Source organism: Microbacterium immunditiarum (assembly GCF_013409785.1).
GTDB classification, from domain to species: Bacteria; Actinomycetota; Actinomycetes; order Actinomycetales; family Microbacteriaceae; genus Microbacterium; species Microbacterium immunditiarum.
Genome location: NZ_JACCBV010000001.1, coordinates 3,057,877 through 3,075,091, shown reverse-complemented (window position 1 = coordinate 3,075,091; position 17,215 = coordinate 3,057,877). Strand labels below are relative to the sequence as shown.

Genomic DNA, 17,215 nt, shown 5'->3' with positions numbered 1-17,215 from the left:
CGGTAACGTTGTGGGGATGCCGGAGCGCGTGATGGCCCGGTGAGAGCTGAATATGGGAGGTCAACCGTGGACATCGATCTGGCACTGCTGAGGACGATCGAGCGCGAGAAGGAGATCCCCTTCGACGAACTCGTCCGGATCATCGAGCAGGCGATCCTGACCGCCTATGCCAAGCACACCTCGACCACGGGCGAGATCCCTCCCGGCGCACGTGCCGAGCTCGACCGCAAGACGGGCCACGTCGCGATCTTCGTCCCCGTCCTCGACGACGAGGGAGCCGTGATCGGCGAGGAGGAGACGACCCCCGACGACTTCGGCCGCATCGCCGCGTTCGCCGCGAAGCAGGTCATCAGCCAGCGCCTGCGCGACATCGCCGACGACGCGGTGCTCGGCGAGTTCCGCGGCAAGGAGGGCGACATCGTCGCCGGCATCGTCCAGCAGGGCCCGAACCCGCGCATGGTCCACGTCGACCTCGGATCCGTGGAGGCGATCCTCCCGCCCGAGGAGCAGGTGCCGGGCGAGGAGTACGCGCACGGCTCGCGCCTGCGCGTGTACGTGACGAGCGTCGCGAAAGGCCCCAAGGGCCCGGCGATCACCGTGTCGCGCACGCACCCGGGCCTCGTGCGCAAGCTGTTCGCGCTCGAGGTGCCCGAGATCGCGAACGGGCTCGTCGAGATCGTCTCGCTCGCGCGTGAGGCCGGGCACCGCTCGAAGATCGCGGTGAAGGCGAACGACCCGACGATCAACGCCAAGGGCGCGTGCATCGGCGAGCTCGGCCGCCGCGTCCGTGCCGTCACCGAAGAGCTCGGCGGCGAGAAGATCGACATCGTCGACTACGACCCGGAGCTGGCGAAGTTCGTCGCGAACGCGCTGTCGCCGGCGAAGGTGACGTCGGCGTTCGTGCTCGACGCGTCGTCGAAGGCGGTGCGCGCCCTCGTGCCCGACTACCAGCTGTCGCTCGCGATCGGCAAGGAGGGCCAGAACGCGCGTCTGGCCGCCAAGCTGACCGGCGCGAAGATCGACATCCAGCCGGACTCGATCCTCGAGGAGGCCTGATCGCGGCCGGCTGCGACGGCAGGCCCGCGGCTCCGGCGTGTAGAATGGAACCTGTACGAACGTGTGTCGGCTGCCGCGCACGTGCCCCCCGATCCACTCTCCTGAGGGTGGTGGCGGTCGACTCCGTCCTTCTTCCCGATGAGCGCGCGTCGATGCCCGGGCGGGGTGCGTGGGTGCATGAGACGCGTGAGTGCGTGGAAACCGCCATCCGGCGCCGCGCCTTCGTACGAGCATTGCGTGTGTCGGGCCCGCTTGACACGCAGACCATCGAGAAACGGCTGAACGGCTATGGACACAAAGTGAACGGCTCGAAATGAGACCCGTCCGCAATTGACGGTCTGCCCTGTCTGGGCAGGCCCCAGACAGGAGAACTGTGGCAAACGCAAAACCACGCGTGCACGAGATCGCTTCCGAGCTCGGCGTCGACAGCAAGGTCGCCCTCGCGAAGCTGAAGGAGCTCGGCGAATTCGTCAAGAGCCCCTCGTCCACCATCGAGCCCCCCGTGGCTCGCAAGCTCCGCGCTGCCCTCGAGGCTGACGGGGCTGCCAAGAAGCCCGCCGAGGCCGCGGCTCCGGCGGCGCCTTCGGCGCGTCCGGTCGGGCGTCCAGGTCCCGTGCGACCCGCCGCGCCCGCGGCACCCGCCGCGCGATCGACCGGCGCCAAGGCTGGCGCGAGCGCGCCCAAGTCCGCGCCCGCCGCGCCCAAAGCGGCGCCCGCGGCCGCTCCCGCGGCCCCGGCCGAGTCCGAGGCGGCGAAGCCCGCGGCATCCGCTGCTCCGACGTCGGCGGCTCCCAAGCCGTCCGCGCCGACCCCGCAGCCCCCGCGTCCGGGCGGCGCTCCGCGCCCCGGCAACAATCCCTTCTCGTCCCAGCAGGGCATGGGCCAGCGTCCCGCCGGCCCGCGTCCGGGCAACAACCCGTTCTCGTCCCAGCAGGGCATGGGCCAGCGCCCGACCCCCGGGAACATCCCGCGTCCCCAGGCTCCGCGCCCGGGTGCTCCGCGTCCCGGCGCTCCGCGTCCGGGAGGCGCGGGTCGTCCCGGTGGCGGCGGCGGTCGTTCCGGCGCTCCGTTCCAGCAGCGTCCCGGCGGCGCGGGTCGTCCCGGTGGCGGCGGCGGATTCCAGCGTCCCGGCGCACCGGCCGGCGGCGGCTTCGCCGGTCGTCCCGGCGGCGGCGGCGGTCGCGGTCGCGGACCGGGTGGCGGCACGGCAGGCGCCTTCGGAAAGGGCGGCGGCAAGTCCAAGCAGCGCAAGTCGCGCAGGGCGAAGCGTCAAGAGTTCGAGATGCGGTCGGCGCCGGTCGTCGGCGGCGTCAACGTCCAGAAGGGCAACGGCGAGATCATCCGCCTGCGCCGGGGCGCGTCCATCGCCGACTTCGCCGACAAGCTCGAGGCACTGAGGGGCTACACCGTCCAGCCGGGCACGCTCGTGACCATCCTGTTCAACCTGGGCGAGATGGCCACGGCGACCGAGTCGCTCGACGAGGCGACGTTCGAGATCCTCGGTGACGAGCTGGGCTACAAGATCCAGATGGTCTCGCCCGAGGACGAGGACAAGGAGCTCCTCGAGGGCTTCGGTCTCGACCTCGAGGAGGAGCTCGAGAACGAGGACGAGGCGGATCTCGAGATCCGTCCGCCCGTCGTCACCGTCATGGGCCACGTCGACCACGGCAAGACGCGTCTTCTCGACGCGATCCGTCAGACGAACGTTGTCGCGGGCGAGGCCGGCGGCATCACCCAGCACATCGGCGCATACCAGGTGTGGACCGAGCACGACAGCATCGAGCGTGCGATCACCTTCATCGACACCCCGGGTCACGAGGCGTTCACCGCCATGCGTGCCCGTGGTGCGCAGGTGACCGACATCGCGATCCTCGTGGTCGCGGCCGACGACGGCATCATGCCCCAGACGGTCGAGGCGCTGAACCACGCCCAGGCGGCGAACGTCCCGATCGTGGTCGCGGTCAACAAGATCGACAAGCCCGACGCCAACCCGGCCAAGGTGCGCCAGCAGCTCACCGAGTACGGCCTGGTCGCCGAGGAGTACGGCGGCGAAGTCATGTTCGTCGACGTGTCGGCCCGCGAGAACATCGGCATCCAGGACCTCCTGGACGCGGTGCTGCTCACCGCCGACGCCGGTCTCGATCTGCGCGCGAACCCGAACAAGCCCGCGCGCGGTGTCGCGATCGAGGCGAAGCTCGACAAGGGCCGCGGCTCCGTCGCGACCGTCCTCATCCAGTCCGGCACGCTCCGCGTCGGCGACGCGATCGTCGCGGGCACGGCGTACGGCCGCGTCCGCGCCATGATCGACGAGAACGGCGAGCCGGTCGACGAGGCCGCGCCGTCGCGTCCGGTGCAGGTGCAGGGTCTGAACTCGGTGCCCCGCGCGGGCGACACGTTCATCGTGACCGACGAAGACCGTACTGCCCGCCAGATCGCCGAGAAGCGCGAGGCCGCCGAGCGCAACGCCCAGCTGGCCAAGGCCCGCAAGCGCATCTCGCTCGAGGACTTCACGCGCGCTCTCGAAGAGGGCAAGGTCGAGTCGCTCAACCTCATCATCAAGGGCGACGTGTCGGGTGCCGTCGAGGCTCTCGAGGAGTCGCTCCTCAAGATCGAGGTCGACGAGTCGGTGCAGCTGCGGATCATCCACCGCGGCGTCGGTGCGATCACCGAGTCCGACGTGAACCTGGCGACGATCGACAACGCGATCGTGATCGGCTTCAACGTCCGTCCCGACGCGAAGGCCCGCGAGCGCGCTGCGCGCGAGGGCGTCGACATCCGGTTCTACTCGGTCATCTACAACGCGATCGACGACGTCGAGCAGTCCCTCAAGGGCATGCTCAAGCCGGAGTTCGAAGAGGTGCAGTCGGGTGTCGCCGAGATCCGCGAGGTGTTCCGCTCCTCGAAGTTCGGCAACATCGCCGGTGTCATCGTCCGTTCGGGCACGATCACACGCAACGCGAAGGCTCGCGTCATCCGCGACGGCGTCGTCCTCGCGGACGGCCTGGCGATCGAGTCGCTGCGTCGCTTCAAGGATGACGTCACCGAGGTCCGCGAGGGCTACGAGTGCGGTATCGGCCTCGGCCGGTACAACGACATCCAGGTCGGCGACGAGATCGAGACGACCGAGATGGTGGAGAAGCCGCGGGGCTGACCCGGGCTGCGGTTCAGGATGTCCCGCCCTCAGCAGAGCGGGGCCCCCCGAGACCCCGATGCTTCGGTCGGGACATCCTGAACCTCCGCGGTTCCTGGACCGCGGCACGGAAGTAGATGACAAGAGGTGGGAAATGGCTTCGGAACGGCAGGCACGACTGGCCGACCGCATCCGCGTGCTGATCGCGCAGCGGCTCGAGAAGGGTCTGCGCGACCCGCGCCTCGGCTTCGTCACGATCACCGACGTGCGCGTGACCGGTGACCTTCAGCACGCGTCGGTGTTCTACACGGTGCTCGGCGACGAGCAGGAGCGGATCGCCTCCGGCGAGGCGCTCAAGGCCGCGACCGGCATGCTCCGCAGCGAGGTCGGCCGCCAGCTCGGAGTGCGCCTCACCCCGACCCTCGAGTTCATCCCCGACGCGCTGCCCGAGAACGCCGGGCACATCGAGGACCTGCTGCGCGAGGCGCGCGAGCGCGACGCGGCGGTCGCGGGCATCGCGGCATCCGCTTCGTACGCCGGTGAGGCCGACCCGTATGTGAAGCCGCGCGAGGCCTCCGAGGAGGAGTGATCTCCCGGCGGCCGTGATTGCCGCGGAACGTCATCGAACCGTTGCCGAAAGCGGCCACGGGTACTCATATGCTTCGAGCGAGGCCCGAACGCGTTACCGTGCCGGTTCTTCGGTGTGGACCTGAGGTCGAGTGCGCTCGACGGCGAGGCACCCGCGGGAGCGATCCGGGTCGCCGCCTTTGGTGTCTGCTGCGCCCCGAAATGGGCAGAAAGAGGTACATGCGTGTCGGGTCTGATCCATCGTTCGGCCACTATTTTCATCGGGGTCAGCCTGCTTCTTGCGGCGTCGCTCGCCGGTTGCGCTTCGACCCCACCTGCGGCCGAGGCACCACCCACTCCCGACGCAGCCGCCGAGCACACGCCCTCAGAGGCTACGAGCCCGTCGAGCGAGCCTTCCGATGGCGCCGGCGCGGGCATCCGCTTCGACGGCATCGGCGACCTGAGCCTGGGCGGGTCCTTCGCCGATGCGGCGGCCACGCTCGGCACGCAGCCCGATGCCGAGCGGTGCACGCACATGCTCTCGACGCGGGACGCCTGGTTCACGTGGGTGCTCGCAGCGTTTGACGGAAGCACCGTGACAGACACGATCGGCCTGATCGCTATCGATTCCTGGGCGGTCGATCCGGCGCCCGCGGGCGCACCCCGCACCGCAGAAGCGATCGGCCTCGGCTCCACTCTCGATGACGTGCATGCGGCGTACCCCGGCGCTCTCGATGAGGAGCCTAAGAGCGTCGACTTCGCGGTCCGCGCCGTCGACGGCGACGGCGCGATCGTCTTTGAGGGTCGCGAGGGCGTGGTTCGCGCGATCACTGTGCTCCCGGCGATCGAACCGACGCCGTGGGAGTACTGCGGCTGAGTGGCCTCACGCCGGTAGCCTGAGAAATCCGCCGGATGCCTCGGCCAGACCGTCCGCGACGAGCGAGTCGATCGCACGATCGCGCTGCAGCGGGTCCGGCCAGTCGGGAAGGACGGCCTCGATCGGCACGGAGCGCGACGTGGCGGCGCGCAGCGTCTTGAGGACCGCTCCGCGCGCCTGGCGGTCGCTGCCCTCGTAGCGCGCCTGCTTGCGGCGCGTATCGCCCGTGTCGGGCCGTCCGGCCAGGCGCCACGCGCAGATATGCGCGATCGGGCATGCATCGCACAGCGGCGAGCGAGCCGTGCACACGGTGGCGCCCAGCTCCATCATCGCGGCGTTGAACAGGGCCGACTCGGCGTCGCCCGCGGGGAGCAGGCTCTCCATCGCGTCGAGGTCGCGACGCGACGGCGGGTCCGGCTGACTCCGTCCGTCGATGGCTCGCACGATCACGCGGCGCGTGTTCGTGTCGACGACCGGATGCCTCTCTCCGTACGCGAACACGGCGACGGCGCGCGCCGTGTAGTCGCCGATCCCGGTCAGCGCCAGGAGTGCATCGACGTCGCGCGGCACGACGCCGCCATGCCGGTCGCGGATCTCAAGGGCTGCGCGGTGCAGCCACAGCGCCCGTCGCGGATAGCCGAGGTTCGCCCATTGGCGCACGGCGTCGGCCGGGGCATCCGCGGCCAGAGAAGTCGGAGTTGGCCACCGCGCGAGCCACGCCTCCAGGTGCGGGATCACGCGGGTCACCGGGGTCTGCTGCAGCATGAACTCGCTCACGAGCACGCCCCAGCCGCCGTAACGGTCGGCGAACTCGGGTCGCCGCCACGGGAGGTCGCGCGCGTTCTCGCGGTACCACGCCATGACTGCCCCGGGCATGCGGATCAGCCTAGTTCGCCGCACCTCGTAGGCTTGGCGTCATGCGGCTGCCCGTCACCCCCGTCACCACGCTGTGGCGCGAGCTTCGCGACGAGGTGCTCCGGCTGTATCCGGGTGGGCGCGTCATCGTCGCGGTCGACGGCATCGACGGCGCAGGCAAGTCGACGTTCGCCGACGGGCTCGCAGAGGTCTTCCGCGACATCGGCACGGCGGCGTTCCGCGCGTCGATCGACGGGTTCCACCGCCCGCGCCTGGAACGCTACGTGCGAGGCCGGATGAGCCCCGAAGGCTTCTACCGCGATTCGTACGACTACGCGACGTTCCGCCGGGTGCTCATCGACCCCTTCCGCGACGGAGCGCAGACGGGGGCGACGACGGGGTTCCAGCTCGCCGCGTTCGATGTCGCACGCGACGCACCGGTCGAGTCGGAGTGGGTGACGGCTCCGCGTGACGCCGTGCTCATCGTCGACGGGATCTTCCTCCACCGACCGGATCTGCGCGACGTGTGGGACTGGTCGCTGTGGCTCGACGTGCCGTACGAGATCGCGTACGAGCGCATGGCGAAGCGCGATGGTGCGAACCCCGACCCGAACGCCCGCTCGAACGCGCGGTACGTGCAGGGTCAGGAGATCTACCTGCGCGAAGCGGAGCCGCGGGCCGCGGCATCCGTCATCGTCGACAACACCGACTTCGAGCACCCGCGCCGCGTCGAGGACGTGCGCTGATGGCCGACGCGGGCATCCTGCTCGTCGACAAGCCCGGGGGAGTCACGAGCCACGACGTCGTCGCCCGCGCGCGCCGCGCACTCGGCACACGCAAGATCGGCCACGCCGGCACACTCGACCCGATGGCGACGGGCCTGCTCATCCTGGGCGTCGAGGGCGCCACACGGCTGCTCACGTTCATCGTGGGGCTCGACAAGACGTACGAGGCGACGATCCGGCTCGGAGTCGCGACCGACAGCGACGACGCCGACGGCGAGATCACGGCGACGACGGATGCCTCGTCCATCGCCTCCTCCGACATCGCGTCCGGCGTCGCGGCGCTCACGGGCCGCATCTCGCAGGTCCCCAGCACCGTGTCGGCCATCAAGGTCGGCGGTCGGCGCGCCTACGACCTGGCCCGGGCGGGGGAGCAGGTCGAGCTGCGGGCCCGCGAGGTCGAGGTGAGCCGGTTCGATGTGCTCGCGGAGCGGCGAGGCGACGGGGTCGTCGACCTCGACGTCGTCGTGGACTGCTCGAGCGGCACTTATATCCGAGCGCTGGCGCGGGACCTGGGCGCGGCCCTCGGCGTCGGCGGGCATCTGACAGCGCTGCGACGCACGCGCATCGGCCCGTTCGCGGTGACGGATGCAGCGACTCTCGACGACCTCCCGGCGGTCGACTCGATCAGTCCAGCATCCGCGGCATGCGCCGTGCTCGGACGCCTCGACGTCACCGCAGACGAAGCCCGCGACCTGCGTCACGGCAAGCGCCTCGTCGGGGCCGCGCCGCGGCTCGCGTCGAGCCCCGTCGCGGCGATCGATCCCGACGGGCGCCTCGTCGGGATCGTCGAGCGGCGCGGAGACGACATCAAGAGCGCAATGAACATGCCCGAGGAGGCCGTCCCTTGATCCTGTGGTTCACGATCGTGCAGGTCGTCGTCGCCGGCGCATCCGGTCTTCTGTGCATCGTCCTCGGTCTCGCCGGCCGCCGCCCGAGCGATCTCTCGGTGGGCGCGCTCGCGCTGCTCGAGCTCCTGCTCATCGCGCAGGTCGTCATCGCGATCATCGCGCCTTTCGCGGGCAACCCGCCCACGGGCAGCCCTCTCGAGTTCTGGGTGTATCTCGTCTCGGCCGCCCTGCTGCCGCCCGCGGGCGTCGCGTGGGCGCTCCTCGAGCGCAGCCGGTGGAGCACGGTGATCATGGGCGTCGCGGCGCTCGCCGTCGCGGTGATGGTGTGGCGGATGCAGGTGATCTGGACGATCCAGGTCGCGTGACGCCCCGGCGGGAGGCCGGGGCCGTGAGCCGTCTTAGGATTGACAGGTCATGTCGTCGCCCACTCGCACCCGCATGACCGGAATCGGCCGCGTTCTCGTGATCGTCTACGCGATCATGGCGCTCGCCTCGACCGGTCGCTCCTTCGTCCAGATCGTCGAGCGGTTCGACGAGGCCCCGCTCGCCTACACGCTGTCGGCGATCTCGGCGGTCGTCTACATCCTCGCGACGCTGGCGCTCATCTTCTCGCGCTCGCGGGCCTGGTACATCGTCGCGTGGATCGCCATCGGATTCGAGCTCGTCGGAGTGCTCGTCGTCGGCACGCTGAGCTTCGTGCTGCCCGAGATCTTCGGGCATCCGTCCGTGTGGTCGTACTTCGGCGGTCTGGGCCCGCACGGCTACTTCGGCTACCTGTACGTGCCGCTCGTGCTGCCGTTCTTCGGCCTGTGGTGGCTCATCGCCCACCGTCCCGCCGTGACGGTGCCCGCAGAACCCGCGACCGCGGCCGCGGCATCATGATCGTCTTCCGAGATCCGGCGGACGTGCCCGACGGGTTCGGTCCGTCGGTCGTGGCGATCGGCAAGTTCGACGGCGTGCACGCGGGGCACCGCGCCGTCATCGAGCGCGCGCGGGTCGACGCCGCGACGAGCGGGGCGAAGGTCGTCGCCGTGACGTTCGACCGCAACCCCCTCGCCGTCCTGCGACCCGACAAGTGCCCGCCCGACCTCATCGGCATGAACCAGAAGCTGCAGCTGCTCGCCGAGACGGGGGTCGACGCGACGCTCATGCTGACGTTCGACGAGAGCCTCGCGAACCTGCCGGCGCGCGACTTCGTGGAGGATGTCCTGGTCAGCGCGCTCGGCGCGCGTACCGTGCTCGTCGGCGCGGACTTCCGCTTCGGGCGCGGGGGAGCGGGCGACCCGGCCTTCCTGCGCGAACTGGGCGCAGAGCTCGGCTTCGCCGTCGACGTCGTCGACGACGTGCGGGCGATCGACGAAGGGCGCCGGGTGTCGTCGACGTGGATCCGCGAGATGCTCGCCGAGGGCGACGTCGCGACCGCGGCGAAGCTCCTCGGGCGTCCGCCGGCCGTATGGGGTGAGGTCGTGCACGGCCTCGAGCGCGGGCGCGCGCTCGGCTATCCGACCGCGAACCTCAGCCAAGAGCTCGAGGGGTTCGTGCCGGCCGATGGCGTGTACGCGGGCTGGCTGATCGACGAAGGATCCGCGGACGGGATGCGCCGCGGCATCCGCTACCCGGCCGCGATCAGCATCGGCACGAATCCGACGTTCGACGACGTCCCGGTGCGGCAGGTCGAGGCGCACGTGCTCGACGAGACCGATCTCGACCTCTACGGGCACCGCGTCGAGGTGCAGTTCGTCGAGCGCATCCGCGGCATGATCGCGTTCGACGGCGTGGACGCGCTCGTGCGGAAGATGGCCGACGACGTGGGGCGCGTTCGAGAGTCATTGGCGTGAGCGACCCCGCGCGACCGTCCGGGGCGCTTCACCCGAAGCGTAGGCCGCACTCCCGGGTCGCGTGTCTTACGATCGGCTCGTGGACCTTCTCGACACAGTGCTCGCCGTGGCAGCGTCGCCCGCGAGCGTGAATCTCTGGGGGGCGTTGGGGTGCGCCGTCGCGTATGCCGCGTCGCTGCTGGCGACCCTCGACGCGTTCGCCGACGTCATCCTCGCGCGCGGCGACTCACCGGCCGGACGGCTCACGCCCGGAGTAGGGTTGAAGTTCGGATCGAAGCTGGCTGCGGCCATCATCGCGGTCGTGGCGGCGGGCCTTGTGCTCGCGCTGGACGAGAACTGGTTCGCGTTCTGGGCGCTCACGATCGCCTTCGTCGTCGTGGTGGTGATCGGACTGGCCGTGCTGGTGCGGCACTCCGCGATGCAGACCGGCGGGCCGTGATCCGAAGCGGGTGGGGCGGGGGCCGCGCCACCCCACCGAGACACAGAGGAAGAGCGATGAGCCGTACCGAACTCCAGACGCTTCCCGAACGGGCGCTCGAACTGCTCGGCGGCGAGCCCGACGACACGACACTGCGGCGTTACCTGCACGGTCTGCCCGGCGTCGACGCGGTCGGCCTCGAGCAGCGCGCCGCCGACCTCGGAACGCGATCGATCAAGACCACGTCGAAGGCGTGGGCGCTCGACAAGATCATCGAGCTGATCGACCTCACGACCCTCGAGGGCGCCGATACGCCGGGCAAGGTGCGCTCGCTCGTCGCGAAGGCGATGAATCCGGATGCCGGCGACCCGACGTGCCCGCGCGTGGCGGCGGTGTGCGTGTACGGCGACATGGTCCCGTACGCCGTCGAGGCGCTCGGCGACGCGCACGGCGACCCCGACGAGGGCCGCATCAGCGTCGCGGCCGTCGCGACGGCGTTCCCCAGCGGACGCGCCTCGCTCGAGGTCAAGCTCGCCGACACGGCCGACGCGATCGCGCACGGCGCCGATGAGATCGACATGGTCATCGACCGCGGCGCGTTCCTCGCGGGGCGTTACGGGCTGGTCTTCGACCAGATCGCGCGCGTCAAGCAGGCGTGCCGCCGCGACGACGGCTCGTACGCGTCCCTCAAGGTGATCCTCGAGACCGGCGAGCTCAAGACGTACGACAACATCAAGCGCGCGTCGTGGCTCGCGATCCTCGCGGGCGGCGATTTCATCAAGACGTCGACCGGCAAGGTGCAGCCCGCCGCGACGCTGCCGACGACGCTGCTCATGCTCGAGGTCGTGCGGGACTGGTACCGCGCGACGGGCGAGCGCATCGGGGTGAAGCCCGCCGGCGGCATCCGCACCTCCAAGGACGCGATCAAGTACCTCGTGACCGTCGCCGAGATCGCGGGGGAGGACTGGCTGCAGCCGCACCTGTTCCGCTACGGCGCGTCGAGCCTGCTCAACGACGTCCTGCGCCAGCGCAAGAAGCTCGCGACGGGCCACTACACGGGCTCCGACTACGTGACGATCGACTAGGACAAGACAATGAGTTTCCTCGAGTACGCACCCGCTCCCGAGTCGCGGGCGATCCTCTCGCTCAAGCCCGAGTACGGCCTGTTCATCGACGGCGAGTTCCGCCCGGGCACGGGCAGCACGTTCGAGACGATCTCGCCGGCCGACGAGTCGCACCTCGCAACGATCGCGACCGCCAGCGAAGAGGACGTCGACGCCGCGGTCGTCGCCGCGCGCCGCGCGTTCGACAAGACGTGGTCGAAGATGAGCGGCCGCGACCGCGGCAAGTACCTCTTCCGCATCGCGCGCCTCATCCAGGAGCGCTCTCGCGAGCTGGCGGTGGCCGAGAGCCTCGACAACGGCAAGCCGATCAAGGAGAGCCGTGACGTCGACATCCCGCTCGTCGCCGCGTGGTTCTTCTACTACGCCGGGTGGGCCGACAAGCTCGACTACGCGGGACTCGGGCCCGGCCCGCGACCGCTCGGCGTCGCGGGTCAGGTCATCCCGTGGAACTTCCCGCTGCTCATGCTCGCGTGGAAGATCGCGCCGGCGCTCGCCGCGGGGAACACGGTCGTCCTGAAGCCCGCCGAGACGACTCCGCTCACCGCGCTCCTGTTCGCCGAGATCGTGCAGCAGGCCGACCTTCCGCCGGGCGTCGTGAACATCGTCACGGGCGCGGGTGCGACGGGCGCGGCCGTGGTGCGGCATCCGGATGTCGACAAGGTCGCGTTCACCGGCTCGACGGCTGTCGGCCGCGAGATCGCGAAGGCGGTCGCCGGCACCGATAAGAAGGTGACCCTCGAGCTCGGCGGCAAGGCCGCGAACATCATCTTCGAGGACGCGCCCATCGAACAGGCGGTCGACGGCATCGTCACGGGGATCTTCTTCAACCAGGGCCAGGTGTGCTGCGCCGGCAGCCGCCTTGTCGTGCAGGAGTCGATCCACGACGAGGTGGTCGAGCGACTCAAGGCGCGCCTGTCGACGCTGCGCCTGGGCGACCCGCTCGACAAGAACACCGACATCGGCGCGATCAACTCGCTCGAGCAGCTCAACCGCGTGCGCGAGCTGAGCCGCATCGGCGACGAGGAGGGCGCCGAGCGGTGGACTGCGGAGTGCGCGATTCCCGACAAGGGCTTCTGGTTCGCGCCGACGATCTTCACGAACGTGCAGACGAGCCACCGCATCGCGCGCGACGAGATCTTCGGACCGGTGCTGTCGGTGCTGACATTCCGCACGCCCGACGAGGCGATCGCGAAGGCGAACAACACGCCCTACGGGCTTTCGGCGGGCATCTGGACCGAGAAGGGCTCGCGCATCCTCGCGGTCGCGGACAGGCTCCGCGCGGGCGTCGTGTGGGCGAACACCTTCAACCGGTTCGATCCGTCGTCGCCGTTCGGCGGCTACAAGGAGTCCGGTTACGGCCGAGAGGGCGGGCGTCACGGCCTCGCCGCGTACCTGAAGGGGGCAGCGTGAGCAAGCGACTGACCGTGCCGAAGACCTACAAGCTGTTCGTCGGCGGCAAGTTCCCCCGCAGCGAGTCCGGCCGCTCGTACGAGATCGTCTCGGCGAAGGGCGACTTCCTCGCGAACGCGGCCCTTGCTTCGCGCAAGGACGCGCGTGACGCCGTGTCGGCGGCCGACGGTGCCGTCAAGGGCTGGTCGGGCACGACCGCGTACAACCGCGGGCAGGTGCTCTACCGCGTGGCCGAGCTCCTCGAGGGGCGTCGCGCACAGTTCGTCGACGAGATCGTGCAGCAGACCGGGGTCTCGAACGCGGTCGCGACGGCTGAGGTCGACGAGTCGATCGACCGGTGGGTCTGGTACGCCGGCTGGTGCGACAAGTTCGCGCAGGTCGCCGGCAACGGCAACCCCGTCGCGGGTCCGTACTTCAACATCTCGGTGCCCGAGCCGACCGGAGTCGTGGGGATCGTCGCCCCGCAGGACTCCGCGCTCCTCGGACTCGTCTCGACGGTCGCGCCGGCACTCGTGGCCGGCAACACGGTCGTCGTCGTCGCGTCGCAGCGCTACCCGCTGTCGGCGATCAGCCTGAGCGAGGTGCTCGCGACCTCGGACGTGCCGGGTGGGGTCGTCAACGTGCTGACTGGATCCCCGGCAGAGATCGCACCGTGGCTCGCGTCGCACCCCGACGTGCACGGCCTCGACCTCACGGGCGCGGGCGCGCTCGACTGGATCGACCTGCAGATGGCGGCGGCGCAGACGCTCACGCGCGTGACATCGCCCGAGCAGGGACCGGATGCCGCAGCCCCCAGTCTCGCGCGCATCGCGCAGTTCACCGAGACGAAGACGGTCTGGCACCCCAAGTCGCTCGTCTGAGGGCTGCCCGCGGGAGCGGGGGCGCTCAGGCCAGAGCCAGCGCGTTCCACTGGCCGGGCTCGTCGAACTCGGCGTAGTGCAGGTCGACGGCCGACGGCCGGACGGATGCCGCGCACACCAGCAGCGACAGCGTCGGGTAACCGAACGGGCGGTTGTCTCGAATGATCGTGCGGTCGTCGTCGTGGGGGAGCGCGGTCGAGCGCTCGACGATCTCGAGCCACGGCGCCCACCAGCCCTCGTCGGCATCGGGAACCTCCGCCGTGCGGAACTCGGGGAGCCATCGCTCGATGCGGGCCGTGCGCGGGTCATCGACGTCGTCGTGCGCGATCATGTGCGTGCCGGGTGCGAGGTCGGTCGTGCGCAGAGCGGCCGCGTCCCACGTGACGACGCGAGCGTGACCCCCGTCGATCTCGACGAGGTTGAAGCCGTGGGTCGCCGGCTCGCCCACGGGCGAGGACCCTTCGACAGACGCGAGCACGATTCCCCCGCGCGACACGAGCTCCTCTTCAGGGCGCGTCGCGACGTCGGCGCGGTTGAGCAGCACCGCGAGGCGTCCCTTCGCGGGATCGGCCGCCAGCCACGCGCCGCCCGCCCGCGCGTCCCGCACGCCGACGACATCCGGATGCGTGTCGGGCCACGACCGGCCGAGCGGGAGCCAGGCCCGCACCGGGTCTTCGTCGCGGATCGCGAGCACGCGCACGGGTGCGCCGGGGTCGGACGGGACGCGGAGGATCACGGTGCACATCGCGGCGGGGTCTCCTGACTGGTGGGGTCCGTGGGAGGATCGGTTTCGTGTTCGTCGTCGTCGGTGTCACGGGCGGGATCGCCGCGTACAAGACCGTCCAGCTCGTGCGGCTGCTCGTGCTCGGCGGGCACGACGTCCACGTCGTGCCGACCGAGGACGCCCTGCGTTTCGTGGGCTTGCCCACATGGGAGTCGATCAGCCGGAACGCCGTGACGACGTCCGTGCACGAGGATGTCGCGAAGGTGCGACACGTCGCTCTCGGGCAGCGCGCCGACCTCGTCATCGTGGCGCCCGCCACGGCGAACACGCTGGCGAAGATGGCCGCCGGGCTCGCGGACGATCTCCTCGGCACCACCTTACTCGCGACGACGGCACCGGTCGTCGTCGCGCCGGCCATGCACACCGAGATGTGGCGGCATCCGGCGACGCAGCACAACATGGAGGTGCTTCGCGCGCGGGGAGTGCACGTCGTCGGTCCCGACGACGGCCCTCTCACAGGAGGAGATACGGGGCCGGGACGGATGTCGGATCCCGAGCGCATCCACGAGGCGGCGCTCGCCGTCGTCAGCGCCGAGCCCGGCGACCTCGCCGGCCTGCGCGTGCTCGTCTCCGCCGGAGGCACGCGCGAGCCGATCGACCCCGTGCGGTACATCGGCAACCGGTCGAGCGGCAAGCAGGGCGTTGCGCTGGCGGTGGCCGCCGCCGAGCGCGGGGCGGACGTCGTGCTCATCGCGGCGCACGTGGACGGGCAGGTGCTGGCCGAGGCATCAGGTCGTTCCGGCATCCGCGTCGTCAGGGCCGGCACCGCCGCGGAGCTCGCCGACGTCGTGTTCGCCGAGTCGGCAGATATCGATGTCGTCGTGATGGCGGCCGCCGTCGCGGACTTCCGCGTCGCCGACGTCTCGCCGCGCAAGCTCTCGAAAGAGGGGCGGGCGCGGGGATTGCGGCTCGACCTCGTGGAGAACGTCGACATCCTCGCGGGGCTCGTCGAGCGCCGACGCGACGGCCAGACGGTCGTGGGCTTCGCGGCCGAGACCGCGCAGGAGGACGAGCTGCTCGAGCGCGGGCGCCGCAAGCGCGCCCGAAAGGGCGTCGACCTGCTCGCAGTGAACGAGGTCGGGTGGTCGAAGGGCTTCGAGAGCGACGACAACGCGCTGCACATCATCGACGGGCACGGTGAGGTCGTCGCCGAGCCGAAGGGCTCGAAGCGCGAGGTCGCCGACGCCCTGTGGGACGCGGTGCTCTCGGTGCGCTAGATGTCTTCCGACTTCTCGACGACGGGTGGGGCATCCGCCGTCTCCTTCGGAGGATTGCGGATGCCGAGGAACGAGACGATCCCGCCGATCGCCATGAGCACCGCCGTGACGATCGCGGCCTGGTGGAACCCGCGCAGGTCGAGTGCCCCGCCCACGATGACCGCGAGCATCGCGATCGCGATGAGGCCCGCGACGCGCGCGACGGCGTTGTTGATTGCCGACGCGATGCCGCTGCGGGAGGGGTCGATCGCCCCGAGGATCGCCGCCGTGAGGGGAGCGACGGTGATCGCGAGGCCGAGGCCGAACACGACCATGCTGGGCAGGACCTGCCACCAGTAGTCGAAGTCCGCGTTCACCGTGAGCAGGAGAGCCGCTGCGACGGCCATCACGAGGGGTCCTGTCGTCATGAACAGGCGGGGGCCCCACTTGCCCGCGAGCGCGCCGATGCGCGAGCTCAGCAGGATCATGAGGATCGTGACCGGCAGGCTCGCGAGTCCCGCGACGGTCGCGGAGAGACCGGCGCCCTCCTGCAGGTAGACGACGACGACGAGGCCGTTGAGCGCGATCGCGGCGTAGATGAAGGCGGTCGCGACGTTGCCGGTCCAGAAGTTGCGCACGCGGAACAGGCTCAGCGGCATCATCGGGTCGCGCGCGAGCGCCTGTCGCACGATGAATCCCGCGAACGCCAGCACGCCGACGACGAGGGTCGTCACGATGAGGGGTGAGCCCCACCCGAGGCGCTGCCCCTCGATGAGGCCGAACACCGCGCCGCCCAGACCGATCGTGCACAGCAGGGCGCCGATCCAGTCGACCGCGGCCCCGGGCCGGCGCACGTCGCGCTGCCTGAGGACGGCGAGCAGCCACAGGGTCACCCCGATCGGCACGACGTTGATGAGGAACACGAGTCGCCACGACAGGAAGTCGACCGACAGTCCGCCCAGGACGGGGCCGGCGATGAGGGCGACCGTCGTCGCGGCCGTCCAGATGCCGATCGCGCGCGCCTGTGCGGGGCCGCGGAAGTTCGCCGTGATGAGCGCGAGCGAGCTCGGCACGAGGAGCGCGCCGGCGACGCCTTGGAGCGCGCGCGTCACGATGAGGAACTCGGCGGTCGGCGCGAGGGCGATGGCGACGGACGTCACGCCGAATCCGATGAGGCCGACGACGATCACGCGGATGCGCCCGAACACGTCGCTCAGCGAGCCGGCGACGAGGATGAGAGCCCCCAGCGTCACGAGGTAGGCGTCGACGACCCACTGCTGGGTGGTGAGGCCCCCGCCGAGCTCGTCGGCGATCGCGGGGAGCGCCACGTTGACGACGGTGCCGTCGAGGAACGACACGAACGACGCGAGCACCGCGATCCAGAGGACGAGCCGCTGGTCCCGCGTCATCGTCTCCGCCATGCGGCCCACGATATCGATCGCGGCGGACAAGCGGGTCTTGAGGGCG

General features: G+C 70.5%; 18 protein-coding genes. 15 read left to right on the top strand and 3 right to left on the bottom strand.

The window, feature by feature from the left end; translation table 11 throughout:
- Positions 1-66: 66 nt before the first annotated feature.
- From nusA to BJ991_RS14380, 5 genes are all read left to right on the top strand, one after another.
- Positions 67-1,056, top strand: coding sequence for a transcription termination factor NusA (gene nusA, locus BJ991_RS14400; protein ID WP_179491081.1), 990 nt, complete (start codon positions 67-69; stop codon positions 1,054-1,056).
- A gap of 44 nt (positions 1,057-1,100) precedes the next feature.
- Positions 1,101-1,373, top strand: a complete 273-nt coding sequence (locus BJ991_RS14395; protein WP_179491080.1) for a YlxR family protein — start codon at positions 1,101-1,103, stop codon at positions 1,371-1,373.
- A 77-nt stretch (positions 1,374-1,450) separates the two neighbouring features.
- The gene (gene infB, locus BJ991_RS14390; RefSeq protein ID WP_179491079.1) at positions 1,451-4,207 is read left to right on the top strand and encodes a translation initiation factor IF-2; all 2,757 of its coding nucleotides are present in this window, start codon (positions 1,451-1,453) and stop codon (positions 4,205-4,207) included.
- Between the two features lie 133 nt (positions 4,208-4,340).
- Positions 4,341-4,775, top strand: a complete 435-nt coding sequence (gene rbfA, locus BJ991_RS14385; protein ID WP_179491078.1) for a 30S ribosome-binding factor RbfA — start codon at positions 4,341-4,343, stop codon at positions 4,773-4,775.
- A 114-nt stretch (positions 4,776-4,889) separates the two neighbouring features.
- A complete protein-coding gene (locus BJ991_RS14380) occupies positions 4,890-5,630 on the top strand; it encodes a hypothetical protein (RefSeq protein WP_179486430.1) in 741 nt (246 codons plus the stop codon).
- Between the two features lie 6 nt (positions 5,631-5,636).
- On the opposite strand, the gene BJ991_RS14375 is transcribed toward BJ991_RS14380, so the two are convergent.
- A complete protein-coding gene (locus tag BJ991_RS14375) occupies positions 5,637-6,506 on the bottom strand; it encodes an A/G-specific adenine glycosylase (protein WP_179491077.1) in 870 nt (289 codons plus the stop codon).
- Between the two features lie 41 nt (positions 6,507-6,547).
- Between BJ991_RS14375 and BJ991_RS14370 the strand changes: the two genes are divergently transcribed.
- From BJ991_RS14370 to BJ991_RS14330, 9 genes are all read left to right on the top strand, one after another.
- A complete protein-coding gene (locus BJ991_RS14370; protein ID WP_179491076.1) occupies positions 6,548-7,231 on the top strand; it encodes a nucleoside/nucleotide kinase family protein in 684 nt (227 codons plus the stop codon).
- Positions 7,231-8,118 carry a tRNA pseudouridine(55) synthase TruB gene (gene truB, locus BJ991_RS14365; RefSeq protein WP_179491075.1) on the top strand — a complete coding sequence of 296 codons (888 nt, stop codon included), beginning with the start codon at positions 7,231-7,233 and terminating at the stop codon, positions 8,116-8,118. The genes BJ991_RS14370 and truB overlap by 1 nt, the downstream gene beginning before the upstream one ends.
- Positions 8,115-8,483, top strand: coding sequence for a hypothetical protein (locus BJ991_RS14360; RefSeq protein WP_179491073.1), 369 nt, complete (start codon positions 8,115-8,117; stop codon positions 8,481-8,483). Before truB ends, BJ991_RS14360 begins: the two co-directional genes overlap by 4 nt.
- A gap of 49 nt (positions 8,484-8,532) precedes the next feature.
- Complete coding sequence (locus BJ991_RS14355) at positions 8,533-9,000, top strand: hypothetical protein (protein WP_179491071.1); 468 nt, start codon at positions 8,533-8,535, stop codon at positions 8,998-9,000.
- Complete coding sequence (locus BJ991_RS14350; RefSeq protein WP_179491068.1) at positions 8,997-9,956, top strand: bifunctional riboflavin kinase/FAD synthetase; 960 nt, start codon at positions 8,997-8,999, stop codon at positions 9,954-9,956. Before BJ991_RS14355 ends, BJ991_RS14350 begins: the two co-directional genes overlap by 4 nt.
- A gap of 79 nt (positions 9,957-10,035) precedes the next feature.
- Entirely contained in the window at positions 10,036-10,395 is a 360-nt protein-coding gene (locus BJ991_RS14345; protein ID WP_179491066.1) for a hypothetical protein, read from the top strand.
- A gap of 56 nt (positions 10,396-10,451) precedes the next feature.
- On the top strand, positions 10,452-11,459 hold the full coding sequence (deoC, locus tag BJ991_RS14340; RefSeq protein ID WP_179491064.1) for a deoxyribose-phosphate aldolase: 1,008 nt from the start codon (positions 10,452-10,454) through the stop codon (positions 11,457-11,459).
- Positions 11,460-11,468: 9 nt separating this feature from the next.
- A complete protein-coding gene (locus tag BJ991_RS14335) occupies positions 11,469-12,908 on the top strand; it encodes an aldehyde dehydrogenase family protein (protein WP_179491062.1) in 1,440 nt (479 codons plus the stop codon).
- Positions 12,905-13,768, top strand: a complete 864-nt coding sequence (locus BJ991_RS14330; protein WP_179491060.1) for an aldehyde dehydrogenase family protein — start codon at positions 12,905-12,907, stop codon at positions 13,766-13,768. The genes BJ991_RS14335 and BJ991_RS14330 overlap by 4 nt, the downstream gene beginning before the upstream one ends.
- A 25-nt stretch (positions 13,769-13,793) precedes the next feature.
- Here the strand turns inward: BJ991_RS14330 and BJ991_RS14325 are convergent, their stop codons facing one another.
- Positions 13,794-14,513: an NRDE family protein gene (locus BJ991_RS14325; protein WP_179491058.1), complete on the bottom strand. Its 720-nt coding sequence runs from the start codon at positions 14,511-14,513 to the stop codon at positions 13,794-13,796.
- Between the two features lie 47 nt (positions 14,514-14,560).
- Here BJ991_RS14325 and coaBC point away from each other — a divergent pair, with 47 nt between their 5' ends.
- Positions 14,561-15,769: a bifunctional phosphopantothenoylcysteine decarboxylase/phosphopantothenate--cysteine ligase CoaBC gene (gene coaBC, locus BJ991_RS14320; RefSeq protein WP_179491056.1), complete on the top strand. Its 1,209-nt coding sequence runs from the start codon at positions 14,561-14,563 to the stop codon at positions 15,767-15,769.
- On the opposite strand, the gene BJ991_RS14315 is transcribed toward coaBC, so the two are convergent.
- Complete coding sequence (locus tag BJ991_RS14315) at positions 15,766-17,169, bottom strand: DHA2 family efflux MFS transporter permease subunit (protein WP_179491054.1); 1,404 nt, start codon at positions 17,167-17,169, stop codon at positions 15,766-15,768. The two genes, coaBC and BJ991_RS14315, sit on opposite strands and share 4 nt — an antisense overlap.
- Positions 17,170-17,215 lie beyond the last annotated feature (46 nt).